The sequence below is a fragment of the Nannocystis pusilla genome (genome assembly GCF_026626665.1).
Classification (GTDB): Bacteria; Myxococcota_A; Polyangia; order Nannocystales; family Nannocystaceae; genus Nannocystis; species Nannocystis pusilla.
On the sequence record NZ_JAPNKE010000002.1, the window covers coordinates 7756640 to 7781708 of the forward strand.

Consider the following 25069-nt stretch of genomic DNA (forward strand, 5'->3'; position numbering starts at 1 on the left):
CTACCCCGGCGGGACGAAGTCGGCGCAGGCGACCTCGACGAGGTCGGTTGCCTGCTCGAAGAACGGCCCGTAGTCTGGTTCCTCGCGGTCGGCGAGCAGGTGGTGGGGGAACATCTTGACCAACTGGCAGGTACGATCGTCTGGATCGCACTCGGGTTCGCCAGCACTCAGAATGCTGAACATGACCACCGACTCCGCGTCGTCGTGCTTAGCCTGGAGCACCGCCGCCGCCCAGTCACCCGGTGAGCCCTTGGATCCTAAGGGTTTGGGACCATAGTCGAAGGTGTTGGAGATGAGCGTCACCATCAGCAACGCGTCGTCGCGGAGGAAGCCTTCGTTGCAACTGCCGGGTTTGTTGAGGCCCGGAAGAACTGCCGCCGTGAGCGCCTCGCCGATCCAGTCCCGGCCGTTGCTGCCCACCTGCGCGACGCAGGCGAAGGCGTCGTCGAGGTTCGTCTGGCCCTTGATCATGTAGCGGCGGTCGCCGTCGATCGGGCACGGCTTGTTGGGCGCGTCGTCACCCGCGGGGAACACGGTGCCGGCGCCGATTGTGGTGTCGCAGGTCGTCGGGGTGTAGCTGCAGGGATAGCCGGGAACCGGGCATGGCATCGGGCACTGCGCGTCGCACGAACTGGAGCCCCAGTCCGGATCACCGTCGACCACCATGATGTGGTAGTCGAAGTCGGCGAACTTCGCCTGGATGGTGTCGATGAATCGTGGGAAAGCGGCGAGAGCTGCGTCTGGAAGTAGCTCATGCCGCCGTAGCGCGAGATCACGAACAGGAAGTCGATCTTCCCCTTGCAGCCGGGCGGCTTCGGGTCGCCGAGGTCCTGGTCGGTGCCGACGTCCCAGATCATGGTGGTCCCACCGCTGCTCGCGTCGCCGCTTCCCGAGCCGGTGGACAGCTCCGTCGTGGAGCTCGAGCCGGTGCCGCTCGAGCTGCTACCGGGCGAGCCGCCGATGCTCGAGTCGGCGAGGCCGGTCGAGGTCGTTGACGAGGTCATCGGCGGCATGGTTGTGAACGGCGACGTGTCCGCCTGCGACGGCTGGCAGGCGAGCGCGAGACCGAGGGCGAGGACGATGGGCCGGGACCGTGGCCGCATTCCCGAAGTGTAGCGCGAATCCGGCCCCGCCGACACTTCGCCTCAAGGGGCGCCGCCGAACACCGTCCGGCGTCGGCTGTGCGCGCCGCGAGCACGAGCATTCCGACCGTCGGTTTCCACGCGGGCGGGACTCGATGCGACCGACGACGAGCGAGGCGAAACGACCCTCGCCGCGCGCGCGACCGTAGCCCTCAGCGGGCACGTGCGAGCTTATCGCACGGAATACTGTCGCTCACGAGTGTCGGCAGTAGACCTCCCGACGCCCCCATACCTCGGCGAGGCGACCGCCCGTCACCCTGAAAATCTGCACGTGGCTGTCGGTCGTCCCGCTGGGACTTGAATCCGGCCGATTCCCGACGTGGTGAAGGAGGACAGCCACGAAGTCCTCCTCGGCGACGAGAAAGTCGACGTGCTCCTGGGCGGCGGGGTTCTGTTCCGCGTCGAACCGCAGGCGGCTCATGAAGCCGGCGCGAGTGACGGCCGCCCGGTTGTCCGTGGGATCGTGCTGGACGAAGCTCGGAGCGAGCAGCGTCTCGACGGCCGGAAAGTCCCGCCGGTTGATGGCCTCCTGCAGCGCCCGCACCACCGCCTTGTTGCGCTCGGAGCCTGTCAATGATTTTGAGACAAGGCGCGGGTCTGGTTTAGTGAATGTGAGGATTCGCCGCCCTGGCCGCCCGGCGATGGATCGGTCGTGATGCACCTGTCCGTAAGGACATGGACGTCGTACTCGCGAAGGCCGCGTTCGGGCGGGCGCGGAGGGTTGATGTAGACCGCGGCGGGAGGCCGGCGCGGCGTGGGTCTTCCACGGACAAAGCGCTCGGGGTGGGCGTCGTAGGCGGCGTGGAGGGTTGCTGTCCGGACGGACAGGATGGCGTCGGTGCGGCCGTAGTGCACGTCGGCGGGCGCGAGGAAGGCGATGCCGGAGTGGCGGTGGTGATGGTTGTAGCCGTCGACGAAGCGGACGCAGAAGGCGTGGGCGTCGTCGTAGGAGGCGAAGCGAGCGGGGTTGTCGTGGGTGTACTTGAGGGTCTTGAAGTGGGCCTCCGAGTAGGGGTTGTCGTCGCTGACGTGGGGGCGGCTGTGCGAGCGGCGGGCGCCGAGGGCGTCGTAGAGGTCGGCGAGCTCGCGCGCCGTCGGGACGGCGCCGCGATCGGCGTGGATGGTCAATTGATCCGGTCGAATTTGTTGCTTGTCGCAGGCGGCGCGGATGAGGCGCGCGGCGATGTCCGCGCTCTCGCGGCGCGCGAGGGTCCAGCCGACGACGCAGCGGCTGTAGATGTCGAGCAGGACGTACAGGTAATAGTATTGGCCCTTCGTCGGCCCTCGCAGCCAGGTCACGTCCCATGACCACACCTGATTCGGCGCGGTCGCCAGCAGTTCGGGGCGCTTGTACTCGGGGTGCTGCCGCCGGCGCTCGCGGAGCTCGCCCTCGGCGGCGAGCAGGCGATACATCGTCCGCGCGCTACACAGCCAGCGCTGCTCGTCGAGCAGCGTCGGCACGATCACCTCGGGCGCCTTGTCGACGAAGCGCTCGCTGTGCAGCAGCTCCAGCACCTCCTGGCGCTCCGCCGCGCTCAGCGCCCGTGGCGACTGCCGCGGCTTTGACGACCGGGACGGCGCGGGACGACGTCGGCGATAGAGGGTCGCCCGCGAGACGCCCAGCGCCTCGCACGCGCGTGGTAGACCTGTCCTCTCGGACAGCTCGCCCGCCTGTGCGATCAGGGCCTCTCGGACGGATCGATCGTCGCGAGCGGGATCCCGAGCAATTGCGAGACTTTTTGGACGTCGATGATGAGCTCCGCCGTCTCGAGCTTGTGCTCGAGCTGCGCTACCCGGCGACGCAGGCGCTCCAACTCCTTCTGCTCGGGGTCCTTCTTCGGCTTCGGTCCGCGCTTCTTCGGCTTCAACCCCCCGGCGTACCCTCGTCCCGCTGCCGCCTCCAGGTCGACAACAGCGACCTGTACAGGCCCTCCTCGCGCAGGATGGCGCCGATCTGTCCCTCGCTCGCGTGGTCGGTCCGCGCGAGGATCTTCAACTTGTACGCGGGCGTGAAGCGGCGTCGCGTCGCCTTCTCCGCGGTCTCAGGGTCGGGCTCTCGTGCTTGAGTCGCCATCAGGTCCATGCCTCCGTGGACTCGCCCGATTCCAGGCCGAACACCACCCTCCAGTGCTCTTCGCCGCGCGTCGGCCCTGGTGAAGCAAGAACTTCGACGGGGTTACACCGTCGCCGACTCCTCGCGTCCTTGCTCGACGACCTCGACACGCGCTCGTCCCGCCTACCCGATTGCTCCTCGTTGCCGCTCGTTTGGAAGGCGCTCCGGGTGTTCCTCGTCGCCGCAGGAACAGCAAAACTTTCGACCGGACTACAATGTTGCAAACTCATCGCATCGACGGCCGGCGACCTCGCCTTGCTCACGCCCTGCCTACTCGATTGCTCCTCGTTGCCGCTCCTTCGGAAGGCCATCCTGGTGCTTGTTGTCGCAGCAGGCACAGCAAAACTTTCGACCGGACTACGCCGTTGCTGACTCGTCACATCGACGGCCGACGACCTCGACCCGCTCACGCTCCGCCTATCCGATTGCTCCTCGTCGCCGCTTCTCTTGATGGTTGGGTTGCTCATGCTCTGGATTCACGGACTCGCCCTGCTCTCTACTCGCGGGGGGCCGTGTCTCACATGACATTGTCAGGTAGGGACGTTCGGCGGCATTTCTCAGGATCTCGGAAGGCCCGTGTCGGTGCCCACGCGGGGATCGAGGCGGCTGGGCGTTAGTCGGGGACGCCCGCAGTGAGCTGCAACCACCGAGCGTGGCTTCCGCATCGCTGCGAACTTCCTCGCGATTCGCTATGCTGTCGCAAGGTCGACGGGGCGACCGCGTGCCTCTCGCTCGGCCGCGGCCAATCGATGCGCAGCTTGACGATCCGGCGCTTCATCGAGTGGCGCGTGATGCCGAGGAGCTGGGCGGCGCCGACGATGTTGCCGGCGCTCTCGAGCGCGTCGACGCAGAGGCGCCGCTCGGCGGCTTCGAGGTTGTAGTTTTCAAGGATGATCTGCGGCATGACGCCCTTGTACTGCAGGCGCTTGTTCTCGCGCAGATCAATCGCACTCCTGCTCGGGGCAGCGGCCCAGCCGCACGGCGGATCGGATTCGCCGCGCCGCTTTCGGCCCGGCGACGTGACGAGCCCGACGTCGTCGCACGGCTGGAGACACGGCGCCACGAGCCGGGAGGACCCCGTGCACCCAGCGAACCGAGCGCCAAGGGGCCGACCGGCGTCGCCGACGCCGTGCAGAAAGCAAGGTCGTTGGCGGACCAGTCGTGCCGACTGCGGCCGTCGCCGTCACGCTCCGCGTCCATCGGGATCGAAAGCCCGGCAAGGCTCGGGCGAGCCAGGCGGAGCCGCCGCGGCCCTGCGAGCCAGCCGACGACCTCGAACGGCGCGCGCAGGACCGGCGGCGACTCCGGGTGCAGTTCCTGGGTGGTGAGCCACCTGACCTGCGCCTCGTCGCGGGGGGTCGACGCGCGCAACTCGACCGGGGGCATCAATCTCTCCGTCACGCGCAGAGGCAACCTCCTCCGGCGAGCTGGGCTCGGCCGCGGTGCTTGCATCGTCGGCTGCGGGACCTCGCTGGCGGGGTTCGGATTCGGCGGCGGTGTCTTCACCCGTGGGATCGCGACGGCGAGCCGGGCGCGCTGAGCTTCGGCGACGGCAAGCCGTGCCCGCAGTTCCTCGCGCTCGACCAGCAAGATCGCCCGGGCCATCGCTGCGGCCCTGAGCTTCTCCTTCATCCCGAGGAACATCGCCACGACCGCGGCAGCCGGCGCCGACATCTCCGGCAAGTCGAACTCCGCTGGCACCGCCAGCGCGTGGAGGCGACCTGGGCCGGACCAGGCGATGGCAACTCGGCCACCGGTCCTGCGTTCATCTCGAGGTCGGAGCTCGGCTGCTGCACCGGCTCGGCTGCCGGCGACAGGTCAGCCTGCAGCGCCTCATGCACTGGCCCGACCGCGAACTCGGGCTCGGCGTCGGCCTGAGGCGCCGGGTGGGCCGCCTGCGTCGGGTGGGCCGCCTGCGCCGGTTCGTCTGTCGGCACCATGCCGGCCACTCGAGGTCTGGCCACCCGCTCTGCATCGCCCTCCTGGATCGATGGCTGAGGCGATCGCGCCGGCAGGACCAGCGCTCCTTTCGGGATGCGTGGGGGGGCCGCTTCATCCAGGCGGCAAAGCCCTACCGTCTCCTCGCAGAAACGCCGATGCAGAGGCGAGCGCGGGTCCGTCAACCCGACCAGGCGGATCCGCCAGGTTCGGGGGCTCGGCTGCTCCAAAAGGCAGGTCCCGGTGGCGTGGAGCAGCCTCAAGACGTCGCCGAACACCTCGACGCTGATCCCCAAGTCGGGGCAGAGCGCCTTGAGCTGCTCGAGGAGCTCGCCGGCCACGCCTTGCAAGTTGCCGCAACCTACGCGGACTGCGCCATGGATGGCCCGGACGACCGAGCTCACCATCGTCTTGCCCTTCCGCTTCCTCTTCGCGCCCAGCGTCACCGACATGGCGCGGCGTGCAAGATCCTCGAAGCCGAACCATAGCACCTCGTCCATCGTCGGTCCCTCGCCGACATCGACGCGCAGCTTGCCGACGATGCGGGCGTGATGGGCACGGACCGGAGATGGCGGGCGGATCGCTGGAGCTGCCTGCTTCGGCTCCGCTGCGCCGATCCGGACATCGCGGCGCGTCTGCAGGAGAGCGTCGACGTCGAGCTCGCGGAAGCTGAACGGGCCCCCACGGAACAGGACCGTCCTCCTCTGCCCAGCCACGTGGACGACCGCCAGCACCTCGCCGACCGTCGCCAGGAGCACCGCTCGACGCTTCGACTCTACGACGCCGAGCAGGTGCCGGCCATGCGCCGGTCGGAAGTGGTGGCGGACGCCGTCGAGGACGACGACGGGCGGCGGCATGAGACGCGGATCCCAGATCGGCGTGTCCATCCGGTCTATGCGCGTGACTTGCTCGATCACTCGTGCGAAGGAGCCGACCGCGAGGGGGAGCAGCGCCTCGTCCTCGGCGCGGACGTACGCGGCGGTCCAATTCGCCTGGTCGCTCTCCGTGCCGCAGTACTCGATCGCGCCGCCCGGGGCCTCGGTAGAGCCGATGAACAGGTCGAGCTCGCCAGCGCTGCGAGCCTGGTACTCCCGCATCGCCTGGTCGATGTGCCAGTTGTCCGATTCCGTCCCCACCACCGCCGCACGACGACGCTAACACGAGTCCATGCGCGGCGGTGGCACACTCCCGATGCTGGTGGCTGATAGCGACGGCGAGTCAGCGATATCGTCATGTTTGGTGCTCGCCATGCTACCCCCGGCCCTCGGGACGGCTGGGGAGGCGTTCAGGAACCGTCGCAGCTCGCACTTCAAAACCATGTTGGGGTTACCGCGCTCGCTCCCTTCGCGGGGATCTTCGGCCACCGCTAGGGTACCAAGTCGCGCGCGGAGTGGCGCGGCGCAGTGGCGAGCTGTCACAATCCGCCCCGCATCGGCGCGGAAAAAGAGCGTTGAACCGTCTTGCACATCGGTCCTCGCTGGGCTTGGCTGGTGCCATCGGAGGCGTGGAGCCGATGCGGTGGATGGTTGTCAGGACCGCGCCGGACGTAGTCGCCGAGGAAGCAAACGACTTGGGGGAGCACTGCACAGGATTGGCCGCCTGCGCACGAGGTCACCCAAACAGAACGGGGAGGAGGACAGCCATGAAAATCTTCGACGGCGTCGAACTGCAGCAGGCGCCAAGTTCCAGCGCGCCGAGCTGGATCTCGGTGGCGATGCTGATCGCCAACAGCTTCGTCGAGGCGGAGAAGCACCGTCAGGAGCGCGTCGCCAGGGAGACGGCGAGCCCCGGCACTCTCGACGAGGTGATGGCGCAGGCGGGCTTGAAGATCCCTGGCATCGAGCAGGCCCTCGCGCAGCTCATGGGCGGCAGTGACGAGGCCAAGCAGGTCGCCTCGATGATAGTCGGCTCGCCCGAGCCGGAGAAGTTGCTTCAGCAGTGGGCCAAGCAGTTCGGATTCCCGGGAAGCGCTCAGTCGACGCCAACCGGGCCGCTGGTCACGCCGCCACCCGCTCAGCCCAGGCCGTCGCCCGAGTTCCGTCCCGAGTTCACCCGCGAGGCGCGGCAAGCGGCGAGAGCTGCGGCCGCTGGCGTCGGGGAGGCGGAGCAGCCGAGCTTCCGTCCCGAGTTCACCCGCGAGGCGCGGCAGCCTGCGGGGGCAGCGAACTCCGGCAACTCAGCGACGAGGCATCTGTCGGCGGATGTACCCGCGTCCCCGAACGTTGCAGCTCCAACCCTCGTCAGCCTCGTCGAGCGCCAGCTCGCGGCGCTGCGCCAGCGCATGAGGGCCTATGAGGAAGTGCTCGATGTTCGCCTCGCGCGAGCCGAGGCGGAGCTGGCCGCCCTGCGTCAGGAGATCGAGCAGCGCGCGAAGCCGGCGCCCGCCATCGTTGCTGCGGAGGTGGAGACGACGGCGCTCGAGGCCGACACCTCGGTGGTGGATCAACCGAGCGCGGAGAAGACGGAGATGGCGGCAGGAACCCCGCACTTGCATGACGTGCCCGAGGGGTCGATCGAGCCCGCGGAGCCGCTGCCGGTGGTGACGGAGGACGAGGTCGTTCAGGCACTCGGGCTCATCAGCGCGTTCACCGAAGAGTACGAGGAGCACCACCAGACGGGGCTCGCGCGGGTGAGCACGATCGAGAACGAGTTACTGCTCATGCGGGCGATGGTCCAAGCCGGAAGGGCCGCGAGCCATGGCTGACCACGACGGCATCAGGCTCTGAAAGGCTCATGCGGGCCGAGGCGCGAGCCTTGCTGCCTCGCGTCATGAACCAGAGCCGACTCTGGTCCGGGCCGCCGTGAGCGGCGCGTTCGGGAAGTCGGGTCGAGCATTGGAGAAGCCGGTGGTTTGAATTTCGGAGGTGGTTCGTGGAGAGCACGCATCCTTACAATATAGCGGCTCGCCGGAGACAGCCTGTCTCTCCGGACAGCAGCGAGTCGATCGCCTGTCCGCAGGCGCCGGACGCCGTGAGTTCGCGCGAGGACGTACAATTGCCGCCGCCGCTCATGACGGTCGAGGAGCTCGCCGTACTGCTCCGCACGAGCAAAGGAGCAGTGTACGCCCGGCACGCGCGGGGCGGCATCCCGGGAGGTCTCCGGCTCGGCCGTACCCTTCGCTTCGACCCCCGGATCATCGCACAATGGCTCTCGGCGAAAAGTGCGAGCGCGGGAGGTCAACCATGATCACGCTGCGCCCGTGGAAGGGATCCAAGAATGAATTTGAAGTTGACGTTCGCGTCGAGAACGCAGTGGGGCGCAGGCTCCGCCAACGAGTCAAGGCCCCCGTCACCGGCAGGTCCGCTGCCGAGCGGTGGGCCAAGGCGCTCGAGCAAGAGCTCCTCGCTCAACTCCTCGCGCCCGAGCCCGAGCCCGAGAAGCCGCCGCCCCCGACGTTCGAGGAGTTCGCCAGGACCTTCCTCGACCTGTGCCAGGCCGACCGTCTCGGGACCAACACGCTGATGAACTACGACGTCCATTTGCGCCTGTACCTGCTCCCGGTGCTGGCGCGTCGGCGGCTCGACGCGGTGACGCCCAAGGACATCACCGCGATCAAGAAGTCGCTGGTCAGCAAGTCGCACAACACGATGTGCGAGGTGCTCAAGACCCTCCGCCGGGTGTTCAACCGGGCCATCGCCGAGAACGAGATCAAGAGCGCGCCGGTGGACTTCGAGATTCCCCGCCGGAAGCGCAAGCCCGCGATCGCCTACGACGACCAGGAGCAGGTCGCGCTGCTCGCCGCGGCTCAAGCGATGGGGCCGATGTTCGTCGTCGCCGTCCTGCTCGGTCTCGACGGCGGTCTCCGGCGCGGAGAAATTCTCGCGCTCAAGTGGACGGACGTCGATCTCAAGCGAGGGCTCATGACCATCCGCCACAACCTCGTGCGGGACAAGGTCGACCTCCCCAAGGGCAGGACCGAGGACGAGGTCGGCCTGACGATGCGCCTCGCCGCCACGCTGCGCGGCTTTCCGAAGAGCGGCCCGTTCGTGCTCGACAACCACGGAAGTCACTTCCAGGAGCATCACATCAAGTCGTGGATGAAGGTCCTCGTGAAGCGCGCGGGCTTGCCCTGGCACGGCACCCACGTCCTCCGCAAGTCGTGCGGCACGCGGATCGCCGAGGGCGGTGGCGGGGTGGCGGCTGTCGCCAGCCACCTCCGCCACAAGGATCTTCAGACCGCGAGCGACTACGTCGATCGTCGCCGCGGCAGCGCTGGCGCGATCCACGCCTTGGAGACGTCGGGGAGACGCACTTCCGAGCACTCGTCAGTGCTCGGAAGCTCAATCTAAATCCGCCTTCTTTTCACTGCTCGAAACAATACAGGCGGTTGCTGCCGCTGCACACCTGGGCGACCCCGATGATCTGGTCGATGATCGTCCAATCGCCGTTGGTCTCGGTGCTCTGTCCCTCGCGCCCCTGATTGACGAAGCTGCCGGAGGTCCAGTCCTGGCAGGTCTTGTTGGCGGTGTTGCCACCGGTATCGGTGCCGGTCCACACGTCGCTGTCGAGGGTTTGCATGAACTCGGTGAGCTTGATCGGCACGTCGAGGCTGCCGTCGGTGAGGTCCACCCAGTTCTGGGCGATCTCGAGGTTGTCGAGGCCGTGGTAGCCGTGGAGCGACTTGGTGAAGCGCGTGTTGGGGTTCTGGTTGCCGTTCTCGGCGCTGAGCCAGGCCTTCCAGGTGCCGCCGAGGCCGGCCGCGTTGGCCCGCGCCTGGCACTTCTGGTCGGCGCCGTTCAGGCCGCCGAGGTTGCCGCTCCAGGCCTGGCTGGAGAGGAACACCCGCTTCGGGAGCCGGCAGATCTTGTTGCAGCCGTCGTTGCTGACCGTGTTGCCGTCGTCGCAGTCCTCGTTGCCGACCCACACCGAACCGTCGCCGCACTTGGCGGTCTTGCAGGTGTTGAGGCAGGCGTCGCCGTTGCTGCCGTTGCCGTCGTCGCACTGCTCGCCGGCCTGGACGAAGCCGTCGCCGCACTTCGGCAGCAGGCAGGCCAGGGTGCAGGCGCCGTTGTTGTTGTTGTTGACCCCGAGGTCGCACTGCTCGCTCAGCTGCTTGATGCCGTCGCCGCAGGTCGCCAGCTTGCACGCGTTGGTGCAGCTGTCCTCGTTGCTCTGGTTGCCGTCGTCGCACGCCTCGCCGGGGCCGACGAAGCCGTCGCCGCAGAACTGCGCGGTGCAGTTGGCCTTGCACGCCTTGGTGTTGCCGTTGTTGGCGCCGTCGTCGCACTGCTCTTGGCCGGCCCAGACCAGGCCGTCGCCGCACTTGGCGTCCTTGCAGCCGAGCGTGCACGCGCCGGTGTCGTTGTTCTGCGCCGCGAGGTCGCACTGCTCGCCGATGCTCGGCTGCTCGAGGCCGTCGCCGCAGAACGGGACCAGGCACTGGTCGGTGCAGCCGTCGTCCTGGTCGCCGTTCTTGCCGTCGTCGCACTGCTCGGCGCCCTCCTCGATGCCGTTGCCGCAGAACTCGAGCAAGCAGGTGGCGCTGCAGCCGTCGTCGCCGACGGTGTTGGCGTCGTCGCACTCCTCGCCGGGGCCCTTGTCGCCGTCGCCGCACACGTTGAGCTCGCACTCGCCGTTGCACGCCTGGCCGGGGCCGTTGCCCTGGCCGAGGTCACACTGCTCGGGCGTCTGACCGTTCGTGTTGGGCAGGCCGTCGCCGCACACGTTGACCTTGCAGCTGGTGGTGCAGTCGCTCTGGTCGGAGTTAAGCTCGGCGGCGTCGCACTCCTCGAGGTTGCTGTCCTGGACGAAGCCGTCGCCGCAGGTGGCCTCGGTGCACGAGTTGGTGCAGGCGTCGGTGTTGACGTTGTTGCCGTCGTCGCACTGCTCCTCGGCCGCGACCTTGCCGTCGCCGCAGGTCGCGAGCGCGCAGTCGTTGCTGCACTCGTCGTTGTCGACCGCGTTGCCGTCGTCACAGGCCTCGCCGGGGCCGATCAGGCCGTCGCCGCACACGTTCGGCTCGCACATCGAGGTGCAGGTGTTGTTGTCGCCGTTGTTCGCGCCGTCGTCGCAGCCCTCGTCGGGGCCAAGGATGCCGTCGCCGCACACGTTGAGCACGCACATGGCGGTGCAGCTGCTGTCGGGCTGGCCGTTCTGGTCGCCCGCGTCGCACTCCTCGCCCGGACCCTGGTCACCGTCGCCGCACGCGTTGAGCGTACAGTCGGCCTTGCACACCTTGCCGGGGCCGTTTTCGGGGCCGTCGTCGCAGGACTCGCCGCCCTCGAGCACGCCGTTGCCGCACACCGGGTCGACCTCGAGAGTCGTCGTGCCGGGGCCGGTGGTGGTGTCGGTATCGGTGGCCGTGGTGGCCGCGGTGGTCGTGGCGGTCGACTCGGTGCCGGTCTCGGTGGTGGTATCGGGCCCGGTCTGCGTACCGTCGGTGGCCGTGCTCGGCTCGGTGGTCGACGCCGTCATCGTCCCCGCCGTCGTGGAGCTGTCGGTCATGCCGACGCCGGTGGTCGGCACATTCGTCGTCGTCGTCGGCGCCGTGTCGGTCGACGGCGCGGTGGTCGAGCCGGCAGTGGTCGTATCGGTGCCGCTCGACTCCGTATCGGGCTGGGCGCTGGTCGTGGTCGTGTCGTCGGAGCAGGCGGGGACCACCACGAGCGCCGAGATCAAGGCGTAGGTCGTACACAGAGAGGTCTGAAAACGCATTGAGCGACGCTACCGACTGGTTCGTCGCCAGGCAACTGCCCGCCCCGGCGCGAGGCGGACCCGCCCGGGTGCATCGACGCACGCGGGTCCGGGGACGGAGCCGCAGACAGCTCCAGCAAGCGACGACGATCGACCGCGGCGCTCGGCGAGGTGAGGTGGCGGATCGGAGCACCCGTCGACGGCGAACGGCTGGCCCACGACCTGCACGCGGCGGTCACCGGCCGGCTCCGGAGCACCCGATGAGGTCAGCCGGAGCGACCGCCGCTGGTCTCGGAGATCCAGCAACCCCTCGATCGTGCGTCCCGATCGGGCCGCGTCGCGCCTGGCGCCGCTCGGGTCGACGCGAGCCCGACCCGCGAGGGCAAAGTCGGCGCTGCACCACTCCGGGCCGGTGCCCGAGCGCCGCGATGGTGGCGACGACGAGCGGCGACTGTCTCTGTCAAATGCGACAGGAGCTGGTCCCGATCGACCCCGCACCCTCGTGCGAAGGACCCGACGCGGTGACCGCGAGCACACTCTCAGCGCGCGCCGCGAATCGTGCGGGTATCACAGCAGGACGGCGAGCGCGACGCCGGCGACGACGAGCGCGATCCCGACCGCGAGCTTCCGCGGGTCGGTACCCAGGCGCAGGTCGACGTCGCCCGCGCCGTCGCTGTCGTCGGCGAGCGGAGCGACGGCGGCGGCGACGTGCGGGTGCCGGGCGCACGCGCGAGCGAACAGGGCGCGCACGCGGCTGCGGACCCGGCCGGCGATCGCCAGGTTGTGCTCGGCCTGGCCGAGCGCGAGGAAGTCGGTCCACACGTGATCGAAGATGTCGTCGAGCCGACCCCACTGCTTCAGGGTCTCGGGGTCGCGGTCGACGTCGAGGCCGAGGCGGCGAGCCGCGCGGTTCATGGCCTGCTGGGCCGCCAGCAGCTCTCGCTGGCGTGGGCGTTGTCGCTGCGGGTCTGGTCGCCGAAGAGACCGTCGGTCGTCGGCAGCCCGAACAAGTCGAAGCCCTGCTGGCGCCTCAGCAGTTGCGTGGTGCCCTCCACCGAGAGCAAGATCCGGTCGGCAGTGCGCAGCTCTTCCAGCGCGATGCGAACGTCTTCTGCCGTGGGCGGTGACATGGGTCCCAGCGTAGCCGGGCCTCACGCGTCGCGCACCCCGGCGGGCGGTGCGAGCATTTCTGTTTCAAAACACATGTTCATGAGGACATGTCGTTCTCCAAAAACTGTATGTTGTATCCACGGGCGCTCTCGCTCGGGTTCGTGGTCGCTTGACGGGGGGCGCGAGTTGAGGCATCTTGCGCGCCCGCCTAGAGGTCACGCCTCATGCCCGTTTCGGCCCGTTGAGCGCCTGCGCGCTCCCCCGTCCCCGGCAGTCGCCATTCGTGGCCTGCGTCGAATGCTCCGCGCCCGCTCCGGGCCGCGAGGCCGGCGACGCGACAGGCGAGCGGCCCGGGGGCCTCGCGGGAGCGGCCGGCGGCGCGAAGGAGCGTCCGTCATGACACCGCCCATTTTAAAATATCCGCGCACGCAGCACCTCGAGGGCTCGCGCTTCCAGCACGGCGACCACGACCTCGACGCGGTGCCGTTCCGCGACGTCCGCGGCCGCTTCGTGGTCGTCGAGGAGAAGATGGACGGCGGCAACGCCGGCATCAGCTTCGACGGGTCGGGCCAATGCTGCTGCAGAGCCGCGGCCATTATCTGACCGGCGGCGGCCGCGAGCGCCACTTCGACCTGCTCAAGCGCTGGGCCAATACCCACGCCGACGACCTCTACCTGGCCCTCGGCGAGCGCTTCGTGATGTACGGCGAATGGATGTACGCCAAGCACACCTGCTTCTACGACGCCCTGCCCCACTACTTCATGGAGTTCGACATCCTCGACCGCGAGACCGGCGAGTTCCTGTCGACCGCGCGCCGCCGCGAGATGCTGCGCGGCCTGCCGGTGGTCTCGGTCGAGGTGCTGTGGGAAGGCCACCCCGAGCGCCTGACCGACATCACCCGCCACGTCGGCCCGTCGCGCTTCAAGACCCCGCAATGGCGCGACCGGCTGGTCGCCGCCGGCGAAGCCTCGGGCGTGGCGCCGGCCCAGGTCGTCGCCGAGACCGACGGCTTCGACGACATGGAAGGCCTCTACATCAAGGTCGAAGAGGAGGGCCGCGTCACCGCCCGCCTCAAGTGGGTCCGTGCCAGCTTCCTCAACGCGATCCTCGACAGCGGCAGCCACTGGCTCGACCGCCCGATCGTCCCCAATCAACTCGCCGATGGCGTCGATCTGTGGGCCCCCGCGTGAGGCCCCGGGCGCGCCGACGGAGGACACCGCCATGCTGCTCCCCTACCCCTGCCCCGCCGATCCGGCGGTCTCGACGGCTGTCCCCTGGGACAGCTTCTTCGAGCCGTGGATCGCGCCGATGGCCGCGTGCCCGCAAGACCCGGAGCACCACGCCGAGGGCGACGTCTGGACCCACACCAAGATGGTGTGCGAGGCGCTGGTCGGCCTGCCCGACTGGCAGGCGCTCGCGCCCGCCGACCGCGAGGTGGTGTTCGCGTCGGCCCTGCTTCACGACATCGCCAAGCCGGTGTGCACGCGCATCGAGGACGGGCGGATCCGCCAGCCCGGCCACTCGCCGCGCGGGGCGCTGATGGTCCGCGCGATGCTGTGGAAGATGGGCGTCGACCCGGTCGTGCGCGAACGGATCGCGGCGCTGGTGCGGACGCACCAGATCCCGTTCTTCCTCATCGACCAGGACGACGCCCGCCGCCGCGCGGCGCAGATCAGCCAGACGGTCCGCTGCGACCACTTGGCCCTGCTCACCCGCGCCGACGCGCTCGGACGGATCTGCCGCGATCCGCAGCGGCTGCTCGACAACATCGACCTGTTCGTCGACTTCTGCGCCGAGCACGAATGCCTCGACGGCCCGTGGAAGTTCCCGAGCGCACACACGCGATTCGTGTACTTCCGCAGCGACGACCGCGACCCGCGGTTCGCGGTCCACGACGACACGCGCTGCGAGGTGACGCTGATGTCGGGCCTGCCCGGCAGCGGCAAGGACCACTGGATCGAGCACAACCTCAATCTGCCGGTGGTGTCGCTCGACGCCCTGCGCGAGGAGCTCGATCTGTCACACACGGGCCCGCAACACGCGGTGATCCAGGCGGCCCGCGAGCAGGCCCGCGAGCACCTGCGCCGCAGCCAGTCGTTCGTGTGGAACGCGACCAACCTGAGCCGAGAGATGCGCGGCCGCCTCATCGACCTGTGCGCCGACTACGGGGCGCGCGTGCGGATCGTGTTCCTCGACACGCCGTACCGCCGGGTGCTGCGACAGAACCGCGAGCGCGAGGCCCAGGTCCCGCTGGCGGCGATCGAGCGCATGCTGGCGCGCTGGGAACCGCCCGACCTGACCGAGGCGCATCACGTCGAGTGGATCTTGCAAGGCGATTGATCACGGACGGGCCCCCGGCTATCCTGGAAACCACCTCCGCGACCGGCGGATCGTCGTGGTGTGCGCCTATCCAGAGCCTGCGCGCCCACCCGTGAGGAGACAACAGTGAAGGTATCCGTCAACGCGCCCAAGACACCGGTGACAAAGGGCAGCAGCGGGGTGGCCACGGCCACGTTACCCAACGTCTGCAAGATGCCCGGCCCTCCCGCACCGTTCGTGCCGACACCGCTTCCCAACATCGGCAAGAGCGGGGACTCTCCCAAGGGCTACACGAAGCGGGTCATGGTCGAGGGGCAAGCAGTCGCTGTCAAGGGCGCCTCTTTCAATTCCGTGGGCGACGCGGCCAGCAAGGCGACCGGCGGAGGCTTGCTCTCCGCGAACACGCACGGCCCCACCAAGTTCGCGGGTCCCGGCTCGATGAACGTGAAGTTCGAGGGCAAGAACGTGCAGCTGCTGGGAGATCCCATGCTGAACAACTGCGGGCCGAGCGGGAGCCCGCCGAACTCGGCGACATTGCTCGGGGTCATCCAAGGGCCGCTCCTGGTCGTGGTGGAAGGGAATGAGACGTGCCCCGACTGTAAACAGACCGGCCACAAGCTCGAAGAGAGCAACTCCACCAAGGGCGAAGCCGCCAGCCTGGAGTCGACCCTCAAGGCCGCTGGTTTCGCCGCGGAAGAGATCAACATGCTGGCCGTCGCTCATTGTCGATGCGGCAAGACCAAGGCCGCGGCGCGGTCGACCATGCAACGATCTGGTGATTTCGGTAAGGCGGCGTCGGGGTATCTCACCCCGGCGTATGAGACGTACGGCTCGTCCAAGGCGGTTCTCATGAAGATCAAGGCTATGGAGAAGAACAAAGGCGCGTTCGACAAGAGCATCGCCCTTGCCAAAAAGCGACGCGAGGACTTCGTCAAGCAAGCGAAAGACGGTCTCGATCCAGGTCCCCAGGTCAACGTGCCGGGTAGTTGCGCCGCGCCACGGGCACTTCTACTGCTGCTGGAGGACAAGGGCTTGCCTGGCGCGCTCACCGAGCGCTGGTGCGGCAGCGACACGATGGCCGACCCCGTCGCGTACTACGACGACACCGGAGACCAGCGGAGGTACGTCACCGACAAGGTCTTCAAGCATGGGGACACCGTGCCCCCCTGCTTGGCCTGTGACGCCCTGCTGCCGCTCCTCCTCTGCGATAAGGACAAGTCGTGCCACTCCTAGATCACGACCTCGAACCCGAGCTCGAGGCGCTACTCTTGCGATGGGTCCCCGGAATGAGCTCACGCTGGCGCAGCGCGTCCGAAGCAGACATCGCGGCCATCGAAGGGATCGCAGGGGGTGAGTTGCCCCGGTGCTACCGCTGGCTGTTGCTCCGGCTGGGGAGGGCTGGGACGCGATCGGTTATGGAACGCTCGACTTCTCGGCTCGCAGCATCGTCGAAGGCCACATCCGCGGCGTGTTCCCGCACCGCGCGGGAATGATGTGCATCGCCAACGACACCGCGAAGGAGCAGCCGCAGCTGCGGTACTACGATCTCGCCCACCCTTCCGACCAGGACGCCCCGGTGTTCGTCGCGGGGCCGGAGGAGGACGACTTCGAGCCGGAATTCGAGACCTTGCGGGAGCTCATCGCCTCGGCCGTGTTCGACAATCATCGACTTCGACCCATGCCGTTCCGATGCGAGGGGCTGCTCGTCGCCGAGGACGGGGAAGAGGCGTCCCAAACGCTCGCTCCTCTGCTCGCAGAGCGCGGATTCGACGTGCCCGTTGCGTGTGGCCCGCTGTGCTTGCTGTACGATGACGGAACGATCGCGTTCTCCAGCTACCGGAGCCCGGCCTGGCCCACGCCGCAAGTGATTCCGTTCAACCTGGGCGGCCCGTCGCCCGGCTCCCTGCGCAAGTTCCTCGGCATGGTCTCCACCTCGACCCATCTTGTGGTCGAGAATCTCGTGTGGGCACCGCGACGGTAGCTTCGAGCTGCCGTCGACGCGGCCGAGCGCTCAATCGCCGAGGCGTCGGCGGCCGCCGAGCTCGACCTGCACGCCGACGCCGGTGGCGAGCGCGCGGCCGTGCAGGTAGTGCGCGACGGCCACGTCCTCGACCCCGAGGCCGAGCGACTTGAACAGCGTGATGTCCTCCGCCGAGCGCCGGCCCTCGCACTCGCCGCACAGCAGCTCGCCGAGCTCGCCGAGGATGTGCGCGTCGTCGACGGCCCCCTCGGCGCGCGCCAGCAGGAAATCACCGGACTCGGCCAGCGCCGATTCGCAGCGGTCGACGTACAGCCGCGCGCGAGCCACCGCGCGCGCGTCGAGCTCGCGTGCCGCGGGCACGCAGGCGCCGACGGCGTTCACGTGCGTCCCCGGGGCCAGCCACTCGCCGAGCAGCACCGGCTCGCGCGAGGAGGTCGTGGTGCACACGATCGACGCGCCCTCGACCGCCGCGCGCGCCGAGTCGACCGCGCGCACCTCGACGGCGAAGCGCTGCTCGGCCTGGCGGGCGAACGCCTCGCGGCTGGCCGGCGTCGCGCTGTACACTCGCACGCGGCGGATCGGCCGCACGCACAGCATCGCCTCGAGGTGCGTCCACGCCTGCGTGCCGGCGCCGAGGAGCGCCAGGTCGTCGGCCCCGTCGCGGGCCAGCGCGCGGGTGGCCACCGCAGAGACCGCGGCGGTGCGGATCGCGGTGACCTCGGTGGCGTCGAGGATCGCCCGCGGCGCGCCGGTCTCGGCGTCGAACAGGGTCACCAGGCCCTGATGCGAATCGAACGGAGTGCCGTGATTGTGCGGGAACACGGCGACGATCTTGAGCCCGAGCGCCCGCCGCGAGTGCAGCGCCGCCGGCATCATGCCGAGGATCGCCCCGCCCGCGAGCCGCATGCCCCAGCGCAGCGGGCTCGTCGCCTCGTCGCGCGCCAGCGCGGTCAACACCTCGGCCATCTGCTCGACACATTCCGCCATCGGCAGGAGATGGCGGATCTCGCGTTGCGTCAGAATCACCGTGGTCATCGGCCGGGCGACGGTCGCACGCGAGGGCGGCGGGCACAAGCACGCACGCGCGCGAGCGCGGGGCCGCGCGAGCAGGAAAGTGCGGATCCGCCCCACGCGATCGTGACAGCAGGCGCGACGATTCGCCGACGTCGGCAATCGTATCAGGGGTCCCGCCGATACGACGGATGCAGAGCCCCCGTCGGTGGATACAATTCGTCGTGGGTGTGACGAAAGCCCAATCGCAGCAGCGCCCGACGCGACGCGGCGTTGTCGGGGTGATGGCCGGCGAACAGGCCCCGCGCGGCGAGCGGGCCGAACGCGAAGGCGACGGCGGCGGCCGCGGCCTCGCCCGCCAGGCCGCGACCCCAGAAGGCGCTGCGGAGGTGAAACCGAGCTCGTAGACCTGTGGCGTGTGCGGCCTGAGCCCGCAACAGCCGACGTGCGACCCGTCGTCGCGGAGGAACACCGGCCAGTACTGCACCCCGTGCGCCTGGCCCTGATCGATCTCGCGGGCCAGGCGCGCGGCGATCTCCGTCGCAGTGAACGGCTCCCCGGCGATCCTGGCCGTCACCCGCGGATCGCCCCACAGCCCGCGCGCCAGCTCGAGGTCGTCGGGCGCCCACCAGCGGAACTCCAGCCGCTCGCTCGGGCCCGGCAACGATCGACTCGCGTTCGTCACCCCGGCACCGTATCACGACCCGGGACGAGCTCGCTGCCGGCCGGGCGCGCCGGCGGGTGCGTGCTATGGATCGATCGATGCCGCGGGTCCTCCTCACCGGCGCCACCGGGTTCGTCGGCCGCTCGGTCCGGCCGGCCCTGCTGCGCGCGGGCTGGCAGGTCCGCGGGCTCAGCCGTGACGTTCGCCGGGCGCGCGAGCGCTGGCCCGAGATCGAGTGGACCCGGGGCGACGTCGCCGATCCGGCCGTCTGCGCCCGCGCGCTGGCCGACTGTGACGCCGCCCTGTACCTGGTCCACGCGATCGGCGAGGGCGCCGATTTCCGCCGCCGCGAGGTCGAGGCGGCGCGGACCTTCGCCGCCGCGGCCGCCGCGGTCCCGTCGATGCGACGAATCGTCTACCTCGGCGGGGTCGCGCCGCGCGGCCGCGGGTCCGAACATTTGCAGAGCCGGCTCGAGGTCGGCGAGGCGCTGCGCGCCGGTCGGGTGTCGACGATCGAGCTGCGCGCCAGCATGATCGTCGGTCACGGCAGCCTCAGCTGGTTGATCGTCCGCGACCTCGCCGCGCGCCTGCCGGTGATGGTGCTGCCGCGCTGGCTCCGCTCGCGGACCGAGCCGGTGGCGATCGACGACGTCGTGGTCGCGTTGGTGCGGGCGCTCGCGCTCGAGCAGCCCGGCGGCGCGTGGTTCGACATCCCCGGCCCGGACGTGCTCACGGGCAAGCAGATCCTCGAGCAGACGGCCCGGGTGATGGGCCTCCGGCGGCCGCGCTCGCTCGACGTCCCGCTGCTCACCCCGCACCTGTCGTCGCTGTGGGTCCGCTTCGTCACCCGCGCCGACTGGTCCGTGGCGCGCAACATCGTCGTCGGCCTGACGCACGACCTGCTGGCGCAGAGCGACCGCTTCTGGGCGCTGATCGATCACCGCACCCGGCTGTCGTTCGCCGAGGCGGCCCGACGCGCGCTCGCGGCCGAGGAGCGCGAGGGCGTCCCGGTGCGCGGCCCGTGGGGAGTGGTCGAGCGCGTCCTCGCGGCGCATTGATCAGGGTCGACGCGCGACCGAATCGTCAAACCGCCGGGCGCCTCGCATTCACAGCACCATCATTCGTCGTCTTCATTCGTGCCAGGGCTCCCACTTCGTCCGCAGGCTGACGAGCGCGCCGGTCGCCCCGGTGATCTCCGCCTTGTACGTGGTGCCGCCGGTGAGCTTGAGGCCCGGGTCGTTGTCGTAGTGGCGGCCGACCCATGTGCCCGGCTTGATCGTGTCGGTCGAGCCGCGCTCCCACCAGCACTCGAGGTCGCAATCGAAGAATTCGCAGGTGCGGCGGCACTTCCACCAGTCGGTGGTGAACGTCGCGTCTTGCTTGCCCTCGCGGCCCTGCATGGCGACCGCCTCGTATTCGCCGGAGTTCAGGTCCGACGTCGATTCGGCCCACTCCCAGCCCTGCGTGCAATGGCTGCGCTCGGGGCGGGTGCAGAACGTGGCCTTGAACCACTGCTGCTCCCAGTCGTCGCGGGTCGGCGACACCGTGGCCGCCGGCAGGGTCGGCGGTGCGACCGGCTTCGGCGACGCCGACACCTCGTCGACCTCGCGTTCGGCCTGGCGGTCGAGCGCCGCGGCCAGCGCGGGCGGCGGCTCGCGGCCGGGCGCCAGCCGCGACCACACCTCGGCCGCGCCCTCGCGCATCAGCTCGGGCGTCACTGCCTGCTGCGGGTGGTCGACGCGACCGCGTTCGACCACGCTGATGAGCCCCGCCTCGAGCTCCTCGAACACCACCGTATGTCCGCCGCCGAGGTCGAGCTCCGCCAGCACGCGCGGCTGCCCGTCGGGCGCCGGCGGGGTCGCGGGCGCCGGCGCGGCCTGCTGGGGCGCCGCGACGGCGGGCGCCGGCGCTTCGCCGTCGCAGGCGGTCAGCGCGACCGAAAACAGAATGGCGGCACTTCGGTGCATGTGGCCTCGCAAGTCGCGTCCGGCGCGACCCGCTGACCTTGACACCCGCCCAGCCCGGCGCAAGCGCAACTCCGCCCGTCCTGGCGGACTCGGCCTTGGCGCGGCAGATCGGGGGACAACGACACCGGATTACAGGTAGTCAGCGACGTGGGGCCGGCGCACCGCGTCGATCGCGGCCTCGGTCGCCCTCCGAGCGGTCATTCGGTAACTCGCCATTACCTCGCCGCGGATCGGCGTATTATAAATCGCCATTCTCGAGCCCGCTGGGTGCGACGATCGATACCACCCATTCGGGCATTATCGCCCCGTGGTCTTTCGGCCCACCGTGCGGCTCAATCACGTCAATCGGACCCGATCGCCGTCAGCGGGATCGAATCCTCTTTAAAATTATCGATGTTCACTCGATCGCGCCTTGCACTACGGTCTCGAGTCTGTCACCTTCGGGGCCTCGATTCTGCCGGCGGTCTTGCGGCCGTCGCCGGCGGGTCATGATTGCGTGGGCCGCGGGCAGGAAAACACATGGCAGCCTACTTCCGATTCACCGACACCAATGGCCTTCCGCGCTTCGTGATCGAGCTGACCGACGACGCCAAGATCGCGCACGCGCGCAAGATCCTCAGCGGCGAGGAGACGAACCGGATCCACATCCACGGGCGCATCCTCAAGCGGCCCGTGCCTTACAACCCCGGCTGGTCGTTCCACCTCGACCCGATCACCATCGACTTCTTCGAGGTCGCGATCGAAGTCTGCGACGCGAGCATGCAATACGTCGAGGACCACCTCGACGAGGCCGGCGGCGCCTTCCTGCCCGGCGGTCACTGGTGCCCGTGGTCTTCGCGCCTGGTCGACGAGGTCCGCCCCGGTTGAGCCGGGCGGCCGAGAGCGACCGCGCGGCGCACCCGGGCCCGGAGCAGCGATTCGGGGCGCGGGTGACGACGACTGCGTCGCCGCGGCCGGGACCGCCGATTGGCATGACTTCGCGCCCGTGAAGGCGCGGGCAAGGCCGTATCGACCGGACGATGCATTCATCGTCCGCGCCGATCGGACCTGCTCGCATTTCGTTCGCAGGGCGCGGAGCGCCGCGATTCAGCGCACCACGAAGCGCAGCCCGGCGGCCTGCAGGCGCTCGATCAGCAGCTCGCCGCAGGCGGCCGCGGTGGTCGACACGCCGCCTGTACTTTTGCACATGTCCCGTTGTAACACGAGGCAGAGCGCGGTCTCGCCGGCCATCTTGGCCGTCTCGTCGTAGCCCGGGTCGCCGCCGGAGACCTCGGCGATCACCGGCGGGTCGTCGCCGGCGCGGCCGACGAAGGTGACCTTGAACCAGCTCTTGGCGCGGACCTCGGGGCTCGGGCCGCTGCCCGGCGGGTTCATGCGGGTGAGCATCCGCCGCAGCGGGCCGATCTTGGCCGCGCCGACCAGCGCGCCGGCGCCCGCGAGCGCCAGGCCGACGTGGTAGATCCGCGGCAGCGCGATGTAGTGCGCGTAGCTGAACGCGGGCCCGTAGTCGCCGCGCAGCCGGGCCGAGCGGCGCGCGATCACCGGGTCGATGGTCGGCAGCGGCAGCCCCCAGCGCCCGAGCTCGCGCTGGTAGTGAATCGCGGCCCGCTTGCGGCCGGCGCCGGGCTCGCTCCGCGGCTTGCGCGGGGGCGGGGGCGCCGTCAGCACGCCGAGCGCGGAGGCGAGCGTGCCGCCGGAGAATCTCCCGCGGCCCTCCATGTAACCGGCGATCGTCAGGGGGCGGTCGCGCGGGAGAGCGCGCGTGGTCCACAGGACGCCGAGGTCGGTCGGGATGCTGTCGAAGCCGCAGCACGGCAGCACCAGCACGCCGCGGGCCCGCGCGGCCTCGTCGTACCGCTCGATGATGCGGTCGACGAAGGCCGGCTCGCCGGTGAGGTCGAGGTAGTCGGCGCCCTGTTCGACGCACGCACGCACCACGGGCTCCCCGTAGCGCACGTAGGGGCCGACGGTGGTGAGCACCACGCGCGTGCCCGCGGCCATGCGCGCGAGCGCGGCGTCGTCGCCGGTGTCGGCGACGACGATGCCGACCTCACGCCCGAGCTCCGCGGCCACCGCCGCGAGCTTGTCGCGCGACCGTCCGGCGACGGCGATCCGGACCTCCGGCGGGGCATGAGCCGCGAGGTAGGCGGCGCACAGTCGGCCGACGAAGCCGGTGGCTCCGAACACGGTGATGTCCCAGTCTCTCACGGGTGCAGCGGGCGGCGTCACCGCGCGAGGATACCTTGTTTCTCGCGCGAGACCTGGCGATACACTCGCGTTGCCGTGAGTCACTACCTCGTCGTCGAACACCTGCACGACGGGGCCGTGTTCTCGCTCGACCGGGCGGTCGACACCACGGACAACCGCCCGGTGGTGCTGAAACGGCTGCCCGCGACCCGCAGCGACCCGCACGAGCGAGGCCGGCTGCGCCGCGAGTACGAGATCTTGCAACGCCTGGACCTGCCGGGGGTGGTCCGGGCGCGCGCGCTGGAGGAGGAGGACGGAGAGCTGCGGATGGTCCTGCTCGACTTCGGCGGGAACACCCTCGACGCCCGGCTGCGCCGCGGGCCGCTGGCGCTCGCCGAGTTCCTCGACCTCGCGGTCCAGCTGGCCGACATCATCGACGGCGTGCACCGCCGCGGCGTGCTGCACAAGGACATCAAGCCGCGCAACATCCTGGTCGACCACGCCGGTCAGGTCCAGGTCATCGATTTTGGGATCGCCTCCGAGGCGCCGCGCGTGCTCGCCGTCGCAGCCCCGCCGCGCGTGCTCGAAGGCACGCTCGCGTACATCGCCCCCGAGCAGACCGGGCGCATGAACCGGCCCGTCGACTCGCGCAGCGACCTCTATTCGCTCGGCGCGACCTTCTACGAGATGCTGACCGGCGGGCCGCCGTTCACCGGCCACGACCCGGTCGAGCTGGTCCACGGCCACATCGCCCGCGCCCCGCGGCCGCCCGGCGAGCTCGCGGCCGGGGTGCCGGATGTCCTTTCGGACATTGTCCTCAAGTTACTGTCCAAACAGGCAGATGACCGCTACCAGAGCGCGAGCGGCCTGCGCCACGACCTCGAGCGCTGCCGCGAGCGCGTGCGGGCCGGCGAGGCGCCGACGCGCTTCCCGCTGGCGAGCCACGACGCGCCGGCGCGGTTCGAACTGCCGGCGCGGCTGTACGGGCGCGAGGCGGCGGCCGTCGAGCTGTCGTCCGCCTACGCGCGGGTCGGCGCCGGCCCGGCCGAGCTGCTGCTGGTCGCCGGCCCGCCGGGCATCGGCAAGTCCGCGCTGGTCCACGAGCTCGACCGCGAGATCGCCGGCCGCGGCGGCCGCCTCGTCGCCGGCAAGTTCGAGCAGCTGCGCCGCGACCAACCCTACAGCGCGCTGCGGGCCGCGTTCGTGCAGCTCGTCGAGGCCATGCTCGCCGACTCCGAGGAGGGCCTGGCCCGCCGCTCGCTCGCGCTCGAGCGGGCGCTCGGCCGCCTCGCCGGCGCGCTGCTCACCCTCCTGCCCGAGCTGCGGCCCGCGCTGCCCCGCGCCGGCGCCAGCGCGGCCGACGGCGACTCGCCCGGGGCCGCCAAGGGCCGCCTGCACCGGGCCGTGCGCGCGTTCGTCGGCACCTTCGCCGACCCGGCCGCGCCGCTGGTGCTGCTGCTCGACGACTTGCAATGGGCCGACTCCGCCTCGCTCGAGCTGCTCGCCGCGCTGCTGACCGGCGAGGGCCCGCCCGGCCTGCTGGTGATCGCCACGCTCCGCGACGAGGCCGTGTCGCCGCTGCTGCAGCAGACCCTGGCTGCGCTGGCCGAGGTGTCGCGCCGCATCGACCTGCGCCCGCTGACCCAGGACGACACCGCCGCGCTGCTCGCCGACGCCCTCCGCCGCGCCCCGGCCGAGGTCGCCTCGCTGGCGGCGCTGGTCCACGACCGCACCGGCGGCGTGCCGCTGTTCGTCGGCGAGTACCTGCGCGACCTGGCCCACCACGACCTGATCGCCTTCGACTCCGAGCGCGCCCGCTTCACCTGGGACGAGGCCGCGATCGCCGGCGCCGCGGTGTCCGCGGATGTCGTTACGGTCATGGTCCAAAGGACACGTTCTTTGGGACAGGCGACCCGCGAGGCGCTCGGCCGCGCCGCCTGCGTCGGCGGCGAGTTCGACGCGGCGCTGCTGGCCGACCTGACCGGGCGCCCGGAGCCGGAGGTC

19 protein-coding genes and 4 pseudogenes are annotated in these 25069 nt (G+C 70.0%); 11 read left to right on the top strand and 12 right to left on the bottom strand.

Translation table 11 applies throughout. The features are described from left to right. Entirely contained in the window at window positions 1-666 is a 666-nt protein-coding gene (locus tag OV079_RS34090) for a hypothetical protein (RefSeq protein ID WP_267773482.1), read from the bottom strand. 132 nt (window positions 667-798) lie between these two features. Between OV079_RS34090 and OV079_RS34095 the strand changes: the two genes are divergently transcribed. Continuing rightward, window positions 799-1116 carry a hypothetical protein gene (locus OV079_RS34095; RefSeq protein ID WP_267773483.1) on the top strand — a complete coding sequence of 106 codons (318 nt, stop codon included), beginning with the start codon at window positions 799-801 and terminating at the stop codon, window positions 1114-1116. 219 nt (window positions 1117-1335) lie between these two features. On the opposite strand, the gene OV079_RS34100 is transcribed toward OV079_RS34095, so the two are convergent. From OV079_RS34100 to OV079_RS34115, 4 genes and pseudogenes are all read right to left on the bottom strand, one after another. After that, entirely contained in the window at window positions 1336-1689 is a 354-nt protein-coding gene (locus OV079_RS34100) for a nuclear transport factor 2 family protein (protein ID WP_267773484.1), read from the bottom strand. A 161-nt stretch (window positions 1690-1850) separates the two neighbouring features. Next, window positions 1851-3225 (bottom strand): annotated as a pseudogene (locus OV079_RS34105) (IS3 family transposase); the annotation flags it as partial. 643 nt (window positions 3226-3868) lie between these two features. Then, the gene (locus OV079_RS56440) at window positions 3869-4318 is read right to left on the bottom strand and encodes a helix-turn-helix domain-containing protein (protein ID WP_267773489.1); all 450 of its coding nucleotides are present in this window, start codon (window positions 4316-4318) and stop codon (window positions 3869-3871) included. Window positions 4319-4883: 565 nt separating this feature from the next. Continuing rightward, on the bottom strand, window positions 4884-6332 hold the full coding sequence (locus OV079_RS34115; protein WP_267773492.1) for a hypothetical protein: 1449 nt from the start codon (window positions 6330-6332) through the stop codon (window positions 4884-4886). 503 nt (window positions 6333-6835) lie between these two features. Between OV079_RS34115 and OV079_RS34120 the strand changes: the two genes are divergently transcribed. The 3 genes from OV079_RS34120 (at window position 6836) to OV079_RS56445 (ending at window position 9482) form a co-directional block, all read left to right on the top strand. Next, window positions 6836-7897 carry a hypothetical protein gene (locus OV079_RS34120; protein ID WP_267773494.1) on the top strand — a complete coding sequence of 354 codons (1062 nt, stop codon included), beginning with the start codon at window positions 6836-6838 and terminating at the stop codon, window positions 7895-7897. A gap of 305 nt (window positions 7898-8202) precedes the next feature. Next, window positions 8203-8379, top strand: coding sequence for a helix-turn-helix domain-containing protein (locus tag OV079_RS34125; RefSeq protein ID WP_267712136.1), 177 nt, complete (start codon window positions 8203-8205; stop codon window positions 8377-8379). Window positions 8380-8444: 65 nt separating this feature from the next. Continuing rightward, window positions 8445-9482 carry a tyrosine-type recombinase/integrase gene (locus OV079_RS56445; protein ID WP_267773496.1) on the top strand — a complete coding sequence of 346 codons (1038 nt, stop codon included), beginning with the start codon at window positions 8445-8447 and terminating at the stop codon, window positions 9480-9482. Window positions 9483-9495: 13 nt separating this feature from the next. On the opposite strand, the gene OV079_RS34135 is transcribed toward OV079_RS56445, so the two are convergent. From OV079_RS34135 to OV079_RS34145, 3 genes are all read right to left on the bottom strand, one after another. Next, complete coding sequence (locus tag OV079_RS34135; RefSeq protein WP_267773499.1) at window positions 9496-11811, bottom strand: DUF4215 domain-containing protein; 2316 nt, start codon at window positions 11809-11811, stop codon at window positions 9496-9498. 582 nt (window positions 11812-12393) lie between these two features. Then, the gene (locus tag OV079_RS34140) at window positions 12394-12741 is read right to left on the bottom strand and encodes a hypothetical protein (RefSeq protein ID WP_267773502.1); all 348 of its coding nucleotides are present in this window, start codon (window positions 12739-12741) and stop codon (window positions 12394-12396) included. Next, entirely contained in the window at window positions 12738-12956 is a 219-nt protein-coding gene (locus OV079_RS34145; RefSeq protein WP_267773503.1) for a hypothetical protein, read from the bottom strand. The genes OV079_RS34140 and OV079_RS34145 overlap by 4 nt, the downstream gene beginning before the upstream one ends. Window positions 12957-13332: 376 nt before the next feature. Between OV079_RS34145 and OV079_RS34155 the strand changes: the two are divergent. The 4 genes and pseudogenes from OV079_RS34155 to OV079_RS34170 all read left to right on the top strand — a co-directional run bounded on the left by OV079_RS34155 (window position 13333) and on the right by OV079_RS34170 (window position 17236). Next, a pseudogene (locus tag OV079_RS34155) lies at window positions 13333-14126 on the top strand (RNA ligase family protein). Between the two features lie 31 nt (window positions 14127-14157). Next, on the top strand, window positions 14158-15276 hold the full coding sequence (locus OV079_RS34160; protein ID WP_267773508.1) for an AAA family ATPase: 1119 nt from the start codon (window positions 14158-14160) through the stop codon (window positions 15274-15276). Between the two features lie 105 nt (window positions 15277-15381). Then, on the top strand, window positions 15382-16488 hold the full coding sequence (locus OV079_RS34165; protein ID WP_267773509.1) for a PAAR-like domain-containing protein: 1107 nt from the start codon (window positions 15382-15384) through the stop codon (window positions 16486-16488). A 130-nt stretch (window positions 16489-16618) separates the two neighbouring features. Beyond that, on the top strand, window positions 16619-17236 hold the full coding sequence (locus OV079_RS34170; RefSeq protein WP_267773512.1) for a hypothetical protein: 618 nt from the start codon (window positions 16619-16621) through the stop codon (window positions 17234-17236). A 30-nt stretch (window positions 17237-17266) separates the two neighbouring features. Here the strand turns inward: OV079_RS34170 and OV079_RS34175 are convergent, their stop codons facing one another. Further along, window positions 17267-18271 carry an ornithine cyclodeaminase family protein gene (locus OV079_RS34175; RefSeq protein ID WP_267773514.1) on the bottom strand — a complete coding sequence of 335 codons (1005 nt, stop codon included), beginning with the start codon at window positions 18269-18271 and terminating at the stop codon, window positions 17267-17269. Between the two features lie 143 nt (window positions 18272-18414). Further along, window positions 18415-18932 (bottom strand): annotated as a pseudogene (locus OV079_RS59095) (GNAT family N-acetyltransferase). A gap of 77 nt (window positions 18933-19009) precedes the next feature. Between OV079_RS59095 and OV079_RS34180 the strand changes: the two are divergent. Then, entirely contained in the window at window positions 19010-19969 is a 960-nt protein-coding gene (locus OV079_RS34180) for an NAD(P)H-binding protein (protein WP_267773516.1), read from the top strand. A gap of 72 nt (window positions 19970-20041) precedes the next feature. On the opposite strand, the gene OV079_RS34185 is transcribed toward OV079_RS34180, so the two are convergent. Next, window positions 20042-20878 carry a hypothetical protein gene (locus OV079_RS34185; protein WP_267773518.1) on the bottom strand — a complete coding sequence of 279 codons (837 nt, stop codon included), beginning with the start codon at window positions 20876-20878 and terminating at the stop codon, window positions 20042-20044. A 519-nt stretch (window positions 20879-21397) separates the two neighbouring features. On the opposite strand from OV079_RS34185, the gene OV079_RS34190 reads away from it, so the two are divergent. Next, a complete protein-coding gene (locus OV079_RS34190; protein WP_267773520.1) occupies window positions 21398-21745 on the top strand; it encodes a BP74-related protein in 348 nt (115 codons plus the stop codon). Window positions 21746-21964: 219 nt separating this feature from the next. Here the strand turns inward: OV079_RS34190 and OV079_RS34195 are convergent, their stop codons facing one another. Next, window positions 21965-23107 carry a saccharopine dehydrogenase family protein gene (locus tag OV079_RS34195; RefSeq protein WP_420829564.1) on the bottom strand — a complete coding sequence of 381 codons (1143 nt, stop codon included), beginning with the start codon at window positions 23105-23107 and terminating at the stop codon, window positions 21965-21967. Between OV079_RS34195 and OV079_RS59100 the strand changes: the two are divergent. Further along, a pseudogene (locus OV079_RS59100) lies at window positions 23009-24553 on the top strand (serine/threonine protein kinase); the annotation flags it as partial. The gene OV079_RS34195 and the pseudogene OV079_RS59100 sit on opposite strands and share 99 nt — an antisense overlap. Between the last annotated feature and the right edge of the window lie 516 nt (window positions 24554-25069).